Genomic DNA, 15144 nt, shown 5'->3' on the forward strand with positions numbered 1-15144 from the left:
GGGAGAAGGTGGCGAAGGGGTACGCGGCCGAGTCTGGCACGTGCCCCTCCGCGTACGCCGGGGCCCCGCATGCCCCGGAGAGCCAGGCCGTGAAGGCCGCATCCGGCGTCATGCGTCCACCCCCTCGGCGGTGACGCGCTCGGCGTCTATGCCGGCCCCATCCGGCGCCGCCTGGGGCGTCGTGGTGACGCGGAGCCTCGTCCCGTCCTCCAGGCGCACCAGCTCGTGGAAGCGCAGGCCGGTCCCGCGCGGGCATAGGAGCGTCCACGTGTCGCTCTGGCGCACCTTGCCACCGAGTTCGGCCGGCTGCGCCGAGTCGCGCGAGCACGCGGCGCGGAAGGTGCCGCCGTCGGACATGGTGGCCACGGTGCCGCCCTCCCCGTCGTCGGTCTCGGTCACGACCAGGTGGGTGACCGTCTGGCCCATGCGCTGGAGGAGGCTCATAGCTTCCTCCAGCGGTTCAGGCGGGAGCGGAAGGCCGCCTCCCACGTCATGGGGAGTCCGGTCGCCGGGTCGGTCGCGCGGCTGTAGCTGTAGCCTCCAAAGCTCTCGGAGGCGTACGGCCCGGCCGCCGCGTCCTGGGCGTCCTGCCACGCCTCGATCTCGGCGACGAGGCCGAGCAGGTCGCGCGGGATGCGCAGGGGCGTTACGGTGCCCTCGAACTCCTCGTCCGCGAGGCCGCCCGCCCCCTGCCGGTGCAGCCCGTCGTTGAGCGCGGAGCCCGCGATGATGCACCACTGGCCGCCCTCCAGGGCAAGCGCCTGGCCGGACGCCGGCGACACCTCGCCGCCGGCGACGGCCCAGCGCCCGCGCACGGGATCGCCGGCGAAGTAGTTGTTGATGCTCGCGAGGACCGCGCCCAGCATGGCGGACATTAGGCGGTCGCCACTGTGCGCTTGACGCAGGCGATGAGCTCGGGGTAGAGCGCCTTCACTCCGCACAGCATGTCGAGGGAGACGGTGTCGGTCTTGGTCTGCATGTCGTAGCCGTAGACCACGCGGATGCCGAAGCCGTCGTAGTTGGCCACGGATGCGTTAGCGGCGCCCTGGGGCAGCTCCAGCGGGCGGGTGACGAGGGCGAGGGCGTTCTTGTGGAACACCAGGCCGTCGTCCTCGGTGCCCTTCGCATTCTCGCAGTTCTGGTCGGTATAGCAGTCCAGGCCGAACTTGCGGCCGATGCTGGCCTCCTGGAGGCCGGCGGTGTCGCCGGACGCGCTTGCGTTGACGAAGAGCTCGGTGTTCAGCAGGTCGGCCTCGATCTGCGGGCCGAACACGAAGTTGCGGTCCGTGGTGGGCGCCTTGCCCTGCACGATGGCCTGGCGGGCCTCCACGATGTTCGCCTGGGTGACGGCCGCGCTGGTCGCAACTGTCTTCTTCGCGGCCGCGACGCCGGCGGCGATGAGGTAGCCGTCGACCTTGTCCAGGAAGGCCTGCATTGCGGGCGTCAGGAACTGCGCGGAGAAGTCCGCGATGTCCATGGTCATCTCCCTGGACGTGACCGCGAAGGAGACGTCCAGGTGCTTGTCCATGGTTACGGAGGTGCTGGTCTCGGTGGCGTCCTGGACGGTCAGGGTGCCGGCGTACTCGTTCGCCACGAAGCTCGCGGGCTTGCGGACGCTGATTGTCTGGCCGACGCCGGGCACGAAGTCGCCGCTGTAGTCGCGGTAGACCAGGTTGGGCATGACCGCGTTGTTGCGCAGCACGTCCAGGGCCTCGCCAGCGATGACCTCGGCGGTGAGGATGGTGTTTGGCACGATGATGGCTCCTTACTTCTGCGAATGCTTCCAGTTGATGTACTCGGCCGCGGTCATCTTGCTGAGGTCGGGCTGGGGCTCGCCGCCCGCCTTGGGAGGGGTCGCGGGCTTGGCGCCCTGCGTGGACGTGGTCGGGATGAAGTCCGCCCAGTCCTCCTTGATGCCCTTCTCCAGCTCTTCGGCGCCCTCGATGGCGCCGTCCTTGACCGTGACCTTGGAGAGGTCGGCCACGCGCATGATGGAGTCCATGCGCCTGGGGTCCACCCCCGCGTCGGCGAGGAGCCTGCGGTAGAGCGTGCGCTTGGTGCGGTCGGCGTCCTTCGCGGCCACCTGCGCCTTGTAGTCCTCGAAGGCCTTGCGCTCTTCCTCGTACTTGGCCTTGATGCCGTCGGGGTCGCCTGCCTCCTGGGCCTTGGCGAGCTCGGCCTTGAGCTGCTCCACCTGCTTGCGGAGCGTCTCGGCCTCCTCGCCGCCCCTGCCCGCGTCCGCCGCCTTCTGCTTGAGCGCGTCCACGGTCTCGGCGTGCGCCTCGATGATCTCGTCCGCCTTCTCGTCCTCGATGCCCATTGCTCGGAGCATCTTGCGCGTGAGTGCCATGGTCCCCTCCGTCCCCGCCCTGTGCCTCGGGCGGCCTTGCGGCGTGCCCCGCCGCGTGGGGCGGGGCGATGCCTTGCCCCGCTGGTCAGGTGTGATTGTCTGCATGGGGTCACGGGGTCACGACTTGCCGAGGGCGGCCTCCATGATTGCGCGGTACTCGGCGCTGTGCCCGGTCGCCGCAGGCGTGAGATAGGGCTGCGCTCTGGCCCGGCTGGTCCCAAGCTCGACGTAGCGGGCATATTCGACGTTCGTGCCTATCGCCTCATGGTGCGTGTCCAGCTGCACGTGCGTTATCGAGTTGCGCAGGCGGCCTGTGTCCACCGGGCACTTTGCTTTTGCGTGGCCCTCGGCCGCCATGCCCACCTGCTCCAGCCCGCGCGCGAGCGCCGGGGCCACGGCCGCAAGCCACGCCTCCGTGTTGTCCGCGTTCACCCTCAGCCCGTCGTCTGCCATGGCTGCATCACCTCGCGGCCATGGTCGCCCGGCGGTCACGCGGCATGAGAAAGGCCCCCGCCGTGGTGGCGGGGGCCTAAATCTTGGTCGCGTTTTGGAACCAGCCGTTTCTTGCGGGATGGCTCACTCCCCGAGCGCCTCCTTGCGCTTGGCCTCCCATTCGGCGTAGTCCTCGTCATCGAGAACCGCGCGCACGTCATCTTCCCTGTACATGGCGAACACTGCGGGTATGTGCGCCCTGCCAGCGCGCAGAGCCTCGAACGAGCACAAGATGGCCTTGGAGAGGGTCCCGTCAGCCAGTTTGCCCGAGGCCCTGTACTTCTCTACGTACAGGCCGTTCATAGGCCTTGCCCCTCTCTAGTCGTATATCTGAAGCCATACTCGCCTGCGTGCTCCGAGAGCCATTCGTGAAGCTTGGGCTTCAACAGCTTGTCAACTTCAATCATATCGTAATCGTCCATCGGCACTCCCGCCTGCTGGTAGTGCTCCTGCCAGAAAGCATAGCTGAGGTCATCGATAGTCGACGCGTCGTATGCTGCAAAGTCCCTCTTGAACTCCTCTGCCATCTCGTCCGTACATCCGGGGAGCCTGTCAAGCCGGTACGTGATTCCGGTTAGCGTCGCATGGACCTCGTGCGACTTCACCTTACCGTCCACAGTCAGGTTGATGTCGTCCGTCCCAAACGTCCCTGCTATCGGGGTAGTGTGGGTGTGCGAGACGCTCGCCCCCTTCAGCATGGGGAACACGTCGTCCGGGACGGGCACGCCAAGCGGGTCCCCCTCTAGATGCACGGCCTTGCCAGATGCGGGCACTATCTCCATGGTCTCGTTCGCATACTGGGATGCCCACCTCGCACTGGCGCCGGAGCCCGCGGCATGCGTCCCGCTGCTGACGGCACGCGACAGGACCTCCTGCTGCTCTGCCCTGGTCATCGACGGGAAGTCTCTACCTGTCTTCCCGTCGGCGCCGAGCCTCGCCACGATGCGCCTTCGCAGCTGCGCATTGCTGATTCCGGCCCGGCGGGCTGCCCTCTCGGCCGCAGGCGTGTCCATGAACTCCTTCAGGGTGCGACCGCTTGGCTTGGGCTTCTTCGGGTCCCTCCCCGCCTTCCATTCCTCGTAGCTGGTCTCCAGCTTCGAGGCGTTGCGGTCCTCGAAGGCGTCGTAGCCGGGCATGGCCGCCACGAGCGTGCAGCGGCAGTTCCACACCTCGGATGCCGGCCCCGTGGGGTCGCCCGGGTAGCGAAGGCCGTTGGAGAACCTGCCGTCGTCTCCCGCCACCTCGCCGTCGAGCTGCCTGTGGCTGTCGCGCGTCCGGCTGTCCAGCGTGGCCATCCAGCGCGCCCGCACGTCTATGCCCATGCCGCGCGCGCGGTCGTACGAGGACACGCGCCCGGCGTTCTCTGCGCCCGTGAGCGCGGTCCTGGCGGCCCTGGTGGCCGCGCGCTCGTCCATGTCCACCACGGAGCGCAGGCGGCGCGCCGCGTCCGGCACCGACTCGCCGACGAGCACGCTCTGGGTTATGGCGCTGGTCACCTTCTTCCTCGCCCACGCCTCGGCCTTCGAGGGATTGGGGCTCACCTGCGGCAGCAGGTCCGGGTGGTCGCGCACGAGCCCTGCGACCGTGTCGGCGTCAACGAGGGCGAACGACGTGTCCACGTTCGCCGCCCGCTCGACCTGGAAGGCCCCGTAGTTGGCGTTCTCGGCGTAGACGGCCGGGCTCGCGCCGTTGACGATGGCGGCCGCCTGCCGGTCGCACTGGGCCATCTCCATGGCGAGCTGGTCCACCATCTGCGCGTACCACGTGGCGTCGGCCGCGCGGCCCTTGCGCCACGCCTTGAGCTGCTCCTCCGTCATGTCGCCGGCCTTGACCCTGGCGGCCATCTCGGCGTCCGCCTCGGCCTGGCGCTCCAGGTCGGCCTTGGCCTTCCTCCGCATCTCCTTGTATGCCTTGTTGTAGGCCGCATGGAGGCGCTTGGAGAGCTTGCGTATCTCCTCCTCGGCCGCCTCGTGGCCCGGGTCCGAGTACGCCATCACTCGGCCTCCGCGCCGTCACCGCCAAGGACGCCGAAGCGCTCCGCGTCGTCGCCGTCCGAGCGCGCGAGGATCTCGGCCACCTCGTCCGGGGAGACGTTGGGGAGCTTCCGCAGCACCGTCTCGCGGTCCAGCCACTGGGCCTCCTGCGCGACCATCTGCACCTGCTCCAGCTGGTTGGTCACGCGCTGGCGCTTGAACTCCGGGCTGTCCTCGATGCCGAGGAGCGCGAGGAGGCGCTGGATGGCCTGCTCCACCTGGTACTCGAAGTCGCTGGCGTTCTCGTCCAGCGGCTGGTAGGCCGCCTCTATCTCGGTCGCCGTCTTGCTCGCGGCGCTGAGGGCCGTCACGTCCAGGCCGCCGAAGTCGCGGTAGATCCGCGTCTCGATGCCGTCCAGGTACGCCTGGCGCGCCTGGTACGGCACCTCCTGGCTGTACGGCGTGACCTTCCCGCCCTGGTCTGTGTCGGCGTTCGCTATGTGCAGCACCTTCAGGCGGTCGCGGAAGCGCGCCAGGTCGGCGTCGCTCATGCCGCCGCAGTTCTCCACGATCCAGTAGACCTGGCTCACGTCGGTCAGGTCGTTGGCGAAGCCGCTCTGTATGAGGTCATAGCTGTCTATTGCCTGGCGCATGCCCACGAGCGTGGACTGGTGCAGGCGGCTGCCCCACATCGGCACGATGGGCAGGCCCGCGTCCCAGTTGCCCTCTCCCACTACCTCCTGCGTGCCGTCCGGGTAGGTCGCCACCTGCGTGCGGTACGGCGTCAGGTCCTGCACCATGCGGAGCACGGCGCCGTGGCCGGTGTCCTCCGTGACCCAGGTCACGTAGCCGTCCTCCGTGTAGAGGGTCACGGTCATGGGCCTGTCCGCGTCCAGGCGCCAGAAGCGTATCCCGCCGCGCAGGGCGCCGGTCACCTCGTCCCACAGCGGCACGAACTCGGTCACCTCGAAGGCGTAGAGCCTCGTCCCGCTCCAGTAGCCGAAGGCCACGCCGTGGATGAGCGCGGCATACGCCCAGTCGCGCAGGTCGTGGTCGAAGCGCGGGCCCAGGGCCTGCTTGGTCGCGTCGCCGTCGGCCCCCGCCGAGGCGAAGGTGACGCCGTTGCCCAGGCTGTACATGCAGCGCTGCGTGTTCAGGCGGTTGAAGAAGTTGCTCGCCACCTTGGCGTTGCTCGCGGTGAAGTCCTCGACGGGCGAGCCGGTCAGCGTGAAGATGGTCTGCACGTACCTGTTTATGGTCACGTTGCGCTGGTGGTCGTACTCGTCGGCGTCAAGCGCCGTGCGGCACAGCGGCCCGTGGACGTGCGCGTCTATGGCCCCCAGCACGAAGGCCTCGCGCCTCCCGCCGGCCACGGCCCGCTCGAAGTCCTGCCACGTCCTCATGGTCCTGCGGCTCGACGGCTCAGGCATGCCCTACCTCCCGAAAACGCTCTTGTAGCTCTCCCCAGGCGATTCAAGCTCCTTGCTAACGCGCTCCGTCGCCACCAGGTAGCGCAGGGCGTCGCAGGCGTGGTCGTCCACCTTCAGCGGCCTCTCGCCGTCCCCGTGGGCCTCGTCCCATACGTAGCCGCCGAGCTCCCGCACCAGGGCCGGGCACGCCTCCCGGCCGATGCGGACCAGGCCGGCCTGCATGCACGCGGCCGTCTCGCGCAGGCCGTCCTCCACGTCGTTGCGGGCGTGGCGCACGCGGAAGCGCTGGCCCCCGTGCCGGCGCAGCTCGGCCATGAAGCTGGTTGCGCTCGGGTCCACTATCACCTCGACCTCGCCGGGGACGCCCTCGCACAGGGCCTCCACGCGCCCGGCATAGTCGGCGTCGGTCATCTGGTGGCCCTCTGCGCGGCCCGAATAGTAGAACTCCCGGACGGCGTGCCACGTGCCGCCCTGGCGGGCCCACAGGAGCGCCGCGAAGGCGTTCTGCGTGCCGTAGTCGATTGACACCGCCCAGCGCACCGGCCTGCCGTCCTCGGGCTGCCACGGGCCCTCAAGCGCATTCTCGTGGTCCGGGTAGACGAGGCCCTCGGCCCGCACCCAATCGCCGAGCACGTAGCGGCGATAGAAGACGCCGCTGTACATGCGCTCGTAGCGCGCCCGCACCTCCGGCGTCAGGCCCGGGTTGTCGTCCATGGTGAAGTGCAGGCGCAGCGCGTTCTTCTCGGCCGCCCGGTCTATCCACTCGCGCTTGAACCAGTGCGTCGGGCCCTCGGGGTTGCAGTCGAACCACAGCCGGCTCCCCGGCACCGAGCAGCGCGCCACGGCCTGCTCCACGAAGCTCCGGGGCATGAGCGCGACCTCGTCCATGAGCACGCCGGCGAGCGTGCGGCCCTGGATGAGCATTCGAGAGCCCTCGTCCTTGCCGCCGAAGAGCTCGAAGGCGTTCGTGCGGCCGTGCCAGGAGACCTCCAGGACGTTCTCGCCCCCGCGCCACCGGAGCGCGTATCCCATGTGGCGCGTGGGCCACGACATTGCCATGTATGGCTCTATGACGTTCTTGCGCGCGGCGTCGATGGTCTTGCCGCAGATGCCCAGGCGCTGGCCGCCGAAGGTGCGCATGGCCCAGTCCACGAAGGCCACGCTGATTATGGATGACTTGCCCGAGCGCACGGAGCCGTCGCACACCAGGGCGTCGTAGCGCGTGTAGGGGAAGGCCAGCACGTCGAGCTGGCGGCCGCTAAGCCCCATCGTCGAGCCCCCTCGCGCGCTCCGCAAGCGCTGCGCTCAGCGGGTCCTCCGGCACGCCGGCGTCCGCCTGCGGCGCCTCCGGCGGGTTGTCGCGGTACCCCGCGCGGTTCTTCAGGTAGAAGATCTGCGCCGCCACGCTGGGGCGCACCTTCGTCCGTACCTTGCGCACGTGCTTCCGCTGCGTGCCGTCCGGACGCTGCTCCACCTCCGTGACCTCGCTCTCCTCGTAGTCGAGGCCGAGGGCGGAGCGGAAGAGCGCGTCCTCGATGGCCTCCACCGACATGGCGCGGCCGTCGCGTATCGCCTTGTCGAGCTCCGGGTGCCTGTGGCACCAGCGGTAGAGCGTGTCGGGGTTGATGCCCATGTTGTGGGCGAGCTCGGCCATGGTGCATCCGCGGGCGGCCCAGTTGGTCACCCGCTCCAGCTGGCTCGGCTCCGACCAGGCCCGCGTGAATCCGTCTATGCCCGCTGCTCCCATGCCGCCCATTGTCGCGGCACGAAAACGGGCGCCCGGCCGAAGCCGAGCGCCCGCAACTGCACCATGCCACGTAGGCTGGCTATCTCAGGAAGGCCGCCAGGGAGAAGCGCCTCGGCCTCACGCCGTGCCTGGCTGCGGATTCGCGCGACACCCGGTCGAACTCGCGGGCGAACGGCTCGCAGGCCCGCCCGCATTCGTCGCGCGTGATGCGCGCCGCCCCTCGTCGTCCAGGTGGTCGAGCCACACCACCGGCACCGTGGCCAGGCCGAGCCTCTGCGCCGCGAGCACGCGGCCGTGCCCCTCGACGATGATGGGGCTTCCGTCCTGGTCGTGCCACGCGCCCACGGGGTCGCTGAAGCCGAACTCCTTTATGCTCTCGCAAATCTCGTCCACCTGCCCGTCCGGGTGCTGCTTCGCGTTGCCGGCGTAGGGCACCAGCTCCGCCGTCGGCACCCAGTCCACCGCGAGCCTGGGCTGGCCCGCCTGCGGGCCCCTCGCCGCGCTTCGCCCGCGCTTCGAGTCGCTCACCTGCGCCCCTTCCTCTTGTGCTTCCTCTGCCGCCGCGCAGCGTTCTCGCGCGCGATCCGGTCCGCGTTCCTGTCGCGCCAGTCCTTCTCGGCCTGGGCGCACTCCCGGCACAGGCCCCAGCGCCGCGCCTGCGGGTCCTCGAAGAACACCGGGTGCTCGCCGCACCGCTGGCACAGCGGAACCACGCCCTCGGTGCGCCACCTGCCGTAGCGCTCGCGCACCCGGCGCACCGCCTTGGGCGTGCGCCCCGGGAGCATGTCGGCGAGCTCTGCGGCCGTCATGTCCGGGTGCCGCCACACCAGCTGCAGCTCCGACCACGACCACGCCGTCCACTTCCGTGATTTTGGGGCGCTTGGGGCTGATGCCCCATCCCGCCGCGTCAAGGCCTGCCCCCGGCCGGGCCGCCGGCTATCATGTGCCCCCACAGCCGGTAGGTCGCCTCCCGCACCTCCGCCATGCTCCGGCCCGAGGCCTCGGCCACGCGCCCCATGAGGAGCAGCAGGGCCAGGCGCTCGTCGTCGGACGCCGTGGCGTCGAGCGGGTGCGGCATGAACACCGTGTCCCTCACCTGAACCACCACCTTCTCGTCAGCGCTCATCGTCGTCATCGTCGTCTCCGTCCTCTTCCTCTTCCTCGTCCGCCTGGTTCTCCCAGCGCTCCGCCTCGGCCAGCACGCAGCCGTACGCGGCGTCCTCGACCTCTTCAATCGTCTGTCCCATGGCTCTCCCCTCCCAGGCGGGTGGCCGGCGAGTTTTCGACACTGTTTTCGACATCGCCGGCCCCGCCCTCGCTTGTCAGTCAACCTCTCTAGTAAGGGAGACTTACTAGTGAGGTGTTCAGTAAGTAAGTCAGTAAGTAAGTACGTAAGTCAGTGCTCGGCACATGCTCGAACACTTGCTTGAACACATGCTCGCTACCCGTCGGAGGCCTTCCTGCGCCTGGCCTCGCCCGACGCCCTGCCGGCGGCCCTGCGCTTCTCCACGATCTCCTCGCGGGCGGCGAGCCCGGCGCTCACCTGCGGGCTCATGACGAACCCGCCGCCGTCCGGCCTCACGAGGGCCCCGTAGTGCTCCATGAGCGAGACCAGCTCCCTCGTGGTGCCGAGCGGGAGGCCGAGCCGCTCGCTCAGCACCTCCCACTCGTCGTCCATGGCGAGGGGCAGGCGGCCTCCAGGCTCGTTGAGCAGGCAGCAGAGCATGCGGACGTAGGCGGCGAAGCCCTCGGCCCCGAGCCGCCTCGTTATCATGCGCGCCACCATCGTGTCGCAGAACCCCGCGTCCACGGGGAAGTAGACGCCGCCGCCCCTCGTCGCCATCGCCTGCACCCCCCTAGAACGGGATGTCCTCGTCGTAGGGCCCAGGCGCGGCCGGCGGCACCGCCGCCCTGTAGCCAGGTGCCGCCGGCGTGGCGGCCTGCGGCCTCGTCCCGGCCCGTGGGGCCTGCGGGGCGGCCTGGGGCTCCGTGCGCGCCCCAGGGCAGTCCAGCACGTCGGCCACCACGCCCAGCCTGTAGCGCCGCTCTCCGGTCTGCCTGTCGGTCCAGCGGTCCTGGCGCAGGCGCCCCTGCACTGTGACGTGGGCGCCCTTCGCGAGCGCCTCGCGCAGCCACGCCAGCGCCCTGTCGGAGCGCACGAAGTAGGTCACGTCCACGTAGCTCGCCCTGTCGCCCCACTCGCCCGTCTGCGGGTCCTTGCGGCGCTCGGACACGGCCAGGGGGAAGCTCAGCGCCACCGCCTCGCCCGCCTGGCGCTCCTCGGCGTCCCGGGCCAGGTTCCCCGAGAGCGCCACCGCGTTTATGCTCGCCGCCATCAGAACTCCAGCTCCTCTCCGTAGAGGTCGGGCTCCACGGGCTCCTGCTCGGCCTCGGCCTCGGCCTCGGGCTCCGGCTCCGCGGGCTGGGTGCCCACGCGCCCGTCGTCGGCCAGGGCCGCCTCGTCGGGTTCCTGCGCCTGGCCCGCAGCGGCGTGCGACCTGAGCCACGCCTCCGCCTGGTCCGCCTGCGCCTGGGTCATCGAGCGCATGTCGGCCGCGCCCACCGCCGCGCACACGTCGGCCATCGCCTGGGCGTTGGTGGCCCCCGTCGCGCGCCTGTAGGCCGCGTACGCCACGCGCACCGCCCCCAGGTCCGCCTGGCCGCCCTGGGCTGGCTGGTGCCCGGACGTGGCCTCCTGGGCCGGCTGCGGGTCCATGTCGCGCATCTCGTCGGGCGTGTAGGCCACCCCGTAGAGCGCCTCGGGGCACGCCTCCCTCGCCACGGCCGTGATGGCGCGCCAGGTGAGCATCGTCATGGGCTGTTTCCTGTAGTTGTCCTTGGACGCCAGGCCCATGCGCTGCGCCCACGCCGCGTCCCTCGTCTCGCTTATGGGGTAGTCCGGGTCGTCGCAGCGGACGATGGTGGCGGTGACGCTCTGCCTCGCCTCGTCCTTGGAGATGCGCAGCTTGTGGCCGGCCTTGCGCACCTGCGCCGCGATGAGCTCCGCCGACGCCGTGGGCTTGCCCTGGATCACGTTGATCCTGTAGAGCGACTCCGCCGGGCTGAGGCCCATGCTCTGGCCCAGGTTGACCGCGATTATCACGTTCGCCGGGTTGCGCTGGTAGTCGCGCGGGAGGAGGCTCCCGCCCGCCACCGATTTCGCGAAGTTGATGGTGTCCGCCATCGTCAGCTGCCTGGGCGCGCCCTGCGCCACGATCGCCGCATCCATGTCCCTACTCATCGTCCTCACCTCTCCACGGCCTGCCGTGCACGCCGCCTATCCGCCTCATCGCCGCCACGAACTCGCGGGCCTTCGCGCGTGGCACCTCCACGCGGAACACGATCACCCCGGATGCCGCCGTGGGCGCCTGTGCGCCCGCCTGCGGGGCCTGCCGCTCCGCTATGGGCAACTGGCCGTCCGCCTCGACTTCGTGGCCGCACGCGGCCGCCCCGTCGGCCTGGGCCGCCTCCGGCGCCTGCTCCTCGTCGGCACGCGCCTGCGCCCGCTGCCTGTCCAGCTCGCGCAGCCTCTCGCGGCGCTCGCGCTCGGCCTGCACCTCCACGCACGCGCCCCTGAAGTCGAGCGTCGCCAGGTAGCGCCTGCGCAGCGCCTCCTCGTCGTCCTGGTCGTAGTGCATGCTCTTGATGAGGGCCTCGTTGTCGGCTATCTCCTGGACGTGTCCCTCAAGCTGCTCGCGCATGCGCACCTCGCTGGCCCCGACCTTGTGCCAGCCGTCCTCGGCGCCCCACCTGGCGTCTATCGCCTCCAGGGGCACGAGCGGCACCAGCATCGGCGCGAGGTCGGCGTAGTACCCGGCGAGGGACTCCATCCTGGACTGCGCCAGGCCGCGCTCGTACTCGTCTATGCCGTCCTTGTAGGCCGCGTCCATCTCGCGGCCGCGCGCCAGCACGTCGGCGAACCGCGCCTCACCGCGTTTTATCGCGTCCTTCCACGGCGCGAACATCGCCTTCCGGCCGTCCGTGATGGCGGACAGCTCCTTGCGCAGCGCCGTCCTCTCGCGCTTTGCCTGGCGGTAGTCGTCGCCGTCGGCGGGGACGCGCGGCTGGAAGCGCTCCGGCCACGTCTCCGCCATCCCCACGGCCTTGGCCACCGCCTGGTCGAGCCGCGTCGAGAGCTCGGGGGGCTCCACGAGCTCCGGCGTCACCTCCTGCACGTCGTCGCTACTCATCGCCGTCACCACCCATCCGACAGTGCCACAGCACCAGCGCCTTCACCAGCGCGCCCGCGTCATCGCTGGGCAGCTCGGCCAGCCCGGCGACCGCGACGGCCATGTCGCACACGCCCGCCAGGTACTCGGTCACGTCGGCGAGCTCGCCGCCGTGACCGTCCGTCAGCGCGGCCCTCTCGGTGCCGCCCAGCATCGCCGCGACATCGCGGCACAGCTGCCTCTCACTCCCGCACATCCATGTCTCCCCTCATCAGGCCGGCGAGGCCGGCCATGTCTATCCGGACCCACACGCCGCCGCTCCCCTGGCCGGGCTCCGCGCCCGCCAGGGCCAGCAGGTCGTGGAGTGTCATCTCCACCGGGTTCAGCCCGAAGGTCGGCCCCGCCGGGTCCGTGCTCAGGCCCCTCCTGTGGACCACGAGCGCCGCCCAGCTCGCGCCGGCGTTGCCGCGCTCGGCGAGCGTCTCGGCCCGCCACCTGGAAAGGTCGGAGCGCCCCCAATCGGAGTAGTTCTTGCACTCGGCTATCCCGGGCAGGCCGCGCGCCCACAGCCCGTGCACGTCCCCAAGGTCGCGAGCCCCCGCGGGCGCGGCCCTGTGCGGCCTCCCGTCGCCCAGCTCCCGGCGCAGGTAGGCGACCACCGCGCTCTCGAAGCGGGTGCCCTTCTCCTTCGCCCGGCTCATCGGCGCACCATCCCCAGCCACGCCTCGGCGGCCTCGGCGTCCGTCTCGAAGGTCCCGACCAGGCGCAGGCGGCCCCTGCCGCCGCGCCCCGGGCGCACCGGGCGGTCGTAGTAGTCCCAGCCGTCGCAGACCAGCTCGTGGCCGCGCTCGCGGGCCACCACGTGGAGCGATTCCACGGCTACCACCTCCCCGACAGGCTGGCCACGCGGTCGGCGTAGTCGCTGGCCCCCGCGAGCCCGAAGGCCACGAGCAGCAGCGCGGCCGCGATCGCCCACCGGGCCACCTCGCCCCAGTCGACGCCGGCCGCCCACGCGGCCAGGTGCTCAACGTCCCATCTGATCCTTGCCATCGCTCGCTCCTCCCCCGACGCGCCCGAGGCGCATCGTCCTCTCCGTGGCGCCGTGGCGCGCGAGCCACGCGCAGGCGCCGTCCACCACGGCCCTGGGGGCCGTGAACTCCAGCCGCGCCCTCACGGGCGGGCCCTGGGCGTCCCCGGCTAGCCTTCCGGGCACCGCGTACCCCATCGCCCTGATCTCGCCCGGGCCCATGACGCTGTGGGTGTCCAGGCTCACCCGCTCCATCTCCTCCATCCACGCGTACAGGTCGCGCACGCGCACCCTGCGCCCGCGCACCCTGCCGTGCGGCATGAGGCTGCGCAGCTCCCCGCGCCTTATGGCCGTGCGAATGACCTGCTGGCTGAACCCGCTGCGCTCGCTCGCCTCGGCCACCGAGAGCGTCAGCGGCGCGGCCTTCGGACGCTCGTCCCCTGGCATCTAGTCCACCTCCCCGCCGCAGTAGCGGTTGACGAAGTAGACCTGACCCTTGCCGGTTACGAGGGTCGTGCGGTCAATCGAGGTATGTCCGTCCGAATGCGTGCGCGTGGACTCCTTGACCTCGAAGAGGCCCATGTCGAGCGCCCTCTGGGTCGGCATGTGGTAGTTCCGCCCCTTGGTGCCTATCAGGTAGCCGTCGTTGCAGAGCGTCTTGAAGAAGCGGTTCTGCCCGGTCCTGTAGCCGTTCTGGTTGAGGATCTTCGCCATGACCCCGACGAGCACAGAGGTCTTCGAGCGCGAGACGGAGTCGGCGAAGAAGGCCTTGGGCTCCATCTCCTTGTTCTCCGCCTGGAGCTTGCGGTTGCGGTCCTGCTCGTCTGCCAGCGCCTGGAGGAGCCTTATCCCGTTCCTGGGGTCGGCGATTATGCTCTCGATCGTCTGGTGGGTCGCGTATGCCCCATGCTTGCGAATCGAGGGAATGACCTCATCGAACACCCATGACTCGAAGCGCTGGGCGCTCTCCAGCTTGCTGCTGGCAATGAGGCGGTACATGTCGCCCTCAGTTATGAAGCGCACAGTCTGAGGCCCGCCCTGTGTCTGGAGGGTGCCCTGAATCGGGGTACCCTTGCAGTGCGTGTTGAGCGCGTTGTTTGGTTTTGCGTAACCAAGCGCCTTAGCAACGTCCGACCCACAGAAAAGCGGGTTGCCGTCCCGCACAATCGTGCGGATGGTTCCGAACTCCTCGCTGTCGAAAACCTGCGGTACAATCTCTTGCGACATCCGAGACCTCCCGTCTCATGTCGTCGCCCTCGCGCCGATGCCACGGCCGGGGGCGCTTCTATTTGCTTACTCGCCCCTTGCGACCACCTGTTTTTTGCGCTCGAGCGTGAGATCGAGCAGGTAATCAGGAGAGCAGCCGTAGAATGCCGCAAGCTTTAGAAGGTTTGATCCGGATGGCTCTTGCGATCCCTGCTCCCAACGCGATACCTGGTTGGCATTGACGCCAATCTCCTTCGCTACCTCTCTTTCGGACAATCCTCTCCTTGCTCGTTCAGCCCGCATGTTTCCTCGCATGTCCGCCTCCTTACATCCGTTTAGGCGTTTCTTACAAGGCTAATTTACACCCGTTTGGGCGTTGTGTCAACACCAAATGGATGTAAAAATATGCTCAAACGGATGTATATGCGGAGGTGGTCAATTTGGGTTCGTACAAAATCGCAGAGGCTCGAAGAGCAAAGGGATGGAGCCAGCAGACGCTTGCGGAGAAGATGGGAACCACTCAGCAGCAGATCGCAAGATGGGAGACCGGCCAGCGCGACCCTAAGGCCGACGTGATTTTGAAAATGAGTTCGCTTCTTGGCGCAACTGTCTCGTATCTGCTTGGAGTTGATAGCGATACCGGATATATCCAGGCTCTCCCAGCACGATCGTATGCGATGCCAGTTCTAGGCCGCATCGCCGCAGGAACGCCACGAGAGGCACTCTCACAGTCCGACGAGACAAAACAAG

Annotated in this window: 26 protein-coding genes; 1 reads left to right on the plus strand and 25 read right to left on the minus strand. The window is 69.3% G+C overall.

Features of this window, described 5'->3' with window-relative positions; genetic code table 11:
- Nucleotides 1-108: 108 nt before the first annotated feature.
- The 25 genes from ACI38Z_RS04525 to ACI38Z_RS04645 form a co-directional block, all read right to left on the minus strand.
- Nucleotides 109-444: a hypothetical protein gene (locus ACI38Z_RS04525; RefSeq protein WP_439788995.1), complete on the minus strand. Its 336-nt coding sequence runs from the start codon at nt 442-444 to the stop codon at nt 109-111.
- On the minus strand, nt 441-875 hold the full coding sequence (locus ACI38Z_RS04530; RefSeq protein ID WP_439788996.1) for a hypothetical protein: 435 nt from the start codon (nt 873-875) through the stop codon (nt 441-443). The genes ACI38Z_RS04525 and ACI38Z_RS04530 overlap by 4 nt, the downstream gene beginning before the upstream one ends.
- On the minus strand, nt 875-1753 hold the full coding sequence (locus tag ACI38Z_RS04535; protein ID WP_439788997.1) for a P22 phage major capsid protein family protein: 879 nt from the start codon (nt 1751-1753) through the stop codon (nt 875-877). Before ACI38Z_RS04535 ends, ACI38Z_RS04530 begins: the two co-directional genes overlap by 1 nt.
- Nucleotides 1754-1765: 12 nt before the next feature.
- Nucleotides 1766-2350, minus strand: a complete 585-nt coding sequence (locus ACI38Z_RS04540; RefSeq protein ID WP_439788998.1) for a phage scaffolding protein — start codon at nt 2348-2350, stop codon at nt 1766-1768.
- Nucleotides 2351-2467: 117 nt separating this feature from the next.
- Nucleotides 2468-2803, minus strand: coding sequence for an HK97-gp10 family putative phage morphogenesis protein (locus tag ACI38Z_RS04545; protein ID WP_439788999.1), 336 nt, complete (start codon nt 2801-2803; stop codon nt 2468-2470).
- A 123-nt stretch (nt 2804-2926) separates the two neighbouring features.
- The gene (locus ACI38Z_RS04550) at nt 2927-3145 is read right to left on the minus strand and encodes a hypothetical protein (RefSeq protein ID WP_439789000.1); all 219 of its coding nucleotides are present in this window, start codon (nt 3143-3145) and stop codon (nt 2927-2929) included.
- A complete protein-coding gene (locus tag ACI38Z_RS04555) occupies nt 3142-4836 on the minus strand; it encodes a phage minor head protein (protein ID WP_439789001.1) in 1695 nt (564 codons plus the stop codon). The genes ACI38Z_RS04550 and ACI38Z_RS04555 overlap by 4 nt, the downstream gene beginning before the upstream one ends.
- Entirely contained in the window at nt 4836-6245 is a 1410-nt protein-coding gene (locus tag ACI38Z_RS04560; protein ID WP_439789002.1) for a phage portal protein, read from the minus strand. The genes ACI38Z_RS04555 and ACI38Z_RS04560 overlap by 1 nt, the downstream gene beginning before the upstream one ends.
- A 3-nt stretch (nt 6246-6248) precedes the next feature.
- Complete coding sequence (locus ACI38Z_RS04565; protein WP_439789003.1) at nt 6249-7514, minus strand: PBSX family phage terminase large subunit; 1266 nt, start codon at nt 7512-7514, stop codon at nt 6249-6251.
- The gene (locus tag ACI38Z_RS04570) at nt 7504-7992 is read right to left on the minus strand and encodes a helix-turn-helix domain-containing protein (RefSeq protein WP_439789004.1); all 489 of its coding nucleotides are present in this window, start codon (nt 7990-7992) and stop codon (nt 7504-7506) included. Before ACI38Z_RS04570 ends, ACI38Z_RS04565 begins: the two co-directional genes overlap by 11 nt.
- 117 nt (nt 7993-8109) lie before the next feature.
- Entirely contained in the window at nt 8110-8520 is a 411-nt protein-coding gene (locus ACI38Z_RS04575) for a ParB/Srx family N-terminal domain-containing protein (RefSeq protein ID WP_439789005.1), read from the minus strand.
- Entirely contained in the window at nt 8517-8801 is a 285-nt protein-coding gene (locus ACI38Z_RS04580; RefSeq protein ID WP_439789006.1) for a hypothetical protein, read from the minus strand. Before ACI38Z_RS04580 ends, ACI38Z_RS04575 begins: the two co-directional genes overlap by 4 nt.
- A gap of 98 nt (nt 8802-8899) precedes the next feature.
- Nucleotides 8900-9127 carry a hypothetical protein gene (locus ACI38Z_RS04585; protein ID WP_439789007.1) on the minus strand — a complete coding sequence of 76 codons (228 nt, stop codon included), beginning with the start codon at nt 9125-9127 and terminating at the stop codon, nt 8900-8902.
- Complete coding sequence (locus ACI38Z_RS04590) at nt 9108-9239, minus strand: hypothetical protein (protein ID WP_439789008.1); 132 nt, start codon at nt 9237-9239, stop codon at nt 9108-9110. Before ACI38Z_RS04590 ends, ACI38Z_RS04585 begins: the two co-directional genes overlap by 20 nt.
- A 194-nt stretch (nt 9240-9433) precedes the next feature.
- Nucleotides 9434-9835 (minus strand): hypothetical protein, encoded by a 402-nt coding sequence (locus tag ACI38Z_RS04595; protein ID WP_439789009.1) that lies wholly within the window; start codon nt 9833-9835, stop codon nt 9434-9436.
- Nucleotides 9836-9848: 13 nt separating this feature from the next.
- On the minus strand, nt 9849-10328 hold the full coding sequence (locus tag ACI38Z_RS04600) for a single-stranded DNA-binding protein (protein ID WP_439789010.1): 480 nt from the start codon (nt 10326-10328) through the stop codon (nt 9849-9851).
- A complete protein-coding gene (locus ACI38Z_RS04605) occupies nt 10328-11233 on the minus strand; it encodes a hypothetical protein (protein ID WP_439789011.1) in 906 nt (301 codons plus the stop codon). The genes ACI38Z_RS04600 and ACI38Z_RS04605 overlap by 1 nt, the downstream gene beginning before the upstream one ends.
- Complete coding sequence (locus tag ACI38Z_RS04610) at nt 11226-12182, minus strand: hypothetical protein (protein WP_439789012.1); 957 nt, start codon at nt 12180-12182, stop codon at nt 11226-11228. Before ACI38Z_RS04610 ends, ACI38Z_RS04605 begins: the two co-directional genes overlap by 8 nt.
- Nucleotides 12175-12417, minus strand: a complete 243-nt coding sequence (locus ACI38Z_RS04615) for a hypothetical protein (protein WP_439789013.1) — start codon at nt 12415-12417, stop codon at nt 12175-12177. Before ACI38Z_RS04615 ends, ACI38Z_RS04610 begins: the two co-directional genes overlap by 8 nt.
- Nucleotides 12404-12862, minus strand: a complete 459-nt coding sequence (locus ACI38Z_RS04620; protein ID WP_439789014.1) for a hypothetical protein — start codon at nt 12860-12862, stop codon at nt 12404-12406. The genes ACI38Z_RS04615 and ACI38Z_RS04620 overlap by 14 nt, the downstream gene beginning before the upstream one ends.
- Nucleotides 12859-13038 carry a hypothetical protein gene (locus tag ACI38Z_RS04625; protein WP_439789015.1) on the minus strand — a complete coding sequence of 60 codons (180 nt, stop codon included), beginning with the start codon at nt 13036-13038 and terminating at the stop codon, nt 12859-12861. The genes ACI38Z_RS04620 and ACI38Z_RS04625 overlap by 4 nt, the downstream gene beginning before the upstream one ends.
- Before the next feature lie 2 nt (nt 13039-13040).
- Nucleotides 13041-13211, minus strand: coding sequence for a hypothetical protein (locus ACI38Z_RS04630; RefSeq protein ID WP_439789016.1), 171 nt, complete (start codon nt 13209-13211; stop codon nt 13041-13043).
- Nucleotides 13186-13635 carry a helix-turn-helix domain-containing protein gene (locus ACI38Z_RS04635; RefSeq protein WP_439789017.1) on the minus strand — a complete coding sequence of 150 codons (450 nt, stop codon included), beginning with the start codon at nt 13633-13635 and terminating at the stop codon, nt 13186-13188. Before ACI38Z_RS04635 ends, ACI38Z_RS04630 begins: the two co-directional genes overlap by 26 nt.
- Nucleotides 13636-14415, minus strand: a complete 780-nt coding sequence (locus ACI38Z_RS04640) for a phage antirepressor (RefSeq protein ID WP_439789018.1) — start codon at nt 14413-14415, stop codon at nt 13636-13638. It lies immediately after the preceding gene.
- Nucleotides 14416-14481: 66 nt separating this feature from the next.
- The gene (locus ACI38Z_RS04645) at nt 14482-14709 is read right to left on the minus strand and encodes a helix-turn-helix domain-containing protein (protein WP_439789019.1); all 228 of its coding nucleotides are present in this window, start codon (nt 14707-14709) and stop codon (nt 14482-14484) included.
- 125 nt (nt 14710-14834) lie between these two features.
- Between ACI38Z_RS04645 and ACI38Z_RS04650 the strand changes: the two genes are divergently transcribed.
- A partial coding sequence (locus tag ACI38Z_RS04650; RefSeq protein WP_439789020.1) for a helix-turn-helix domain-containing protein occupies nt 14835-15144 on the plus strand: 310 nt, incomplete at its 3' end.

The sequence above is a fragment of the Parafannyhessea sp. genome (genome assembly GCF_051876455.1).
Classification (GTDB): domain Bacteria; phylum Actinomycetota; class Coriobacteriia; order Coriobacteriales; family Atopobiaceae; genus Parafannyhessea.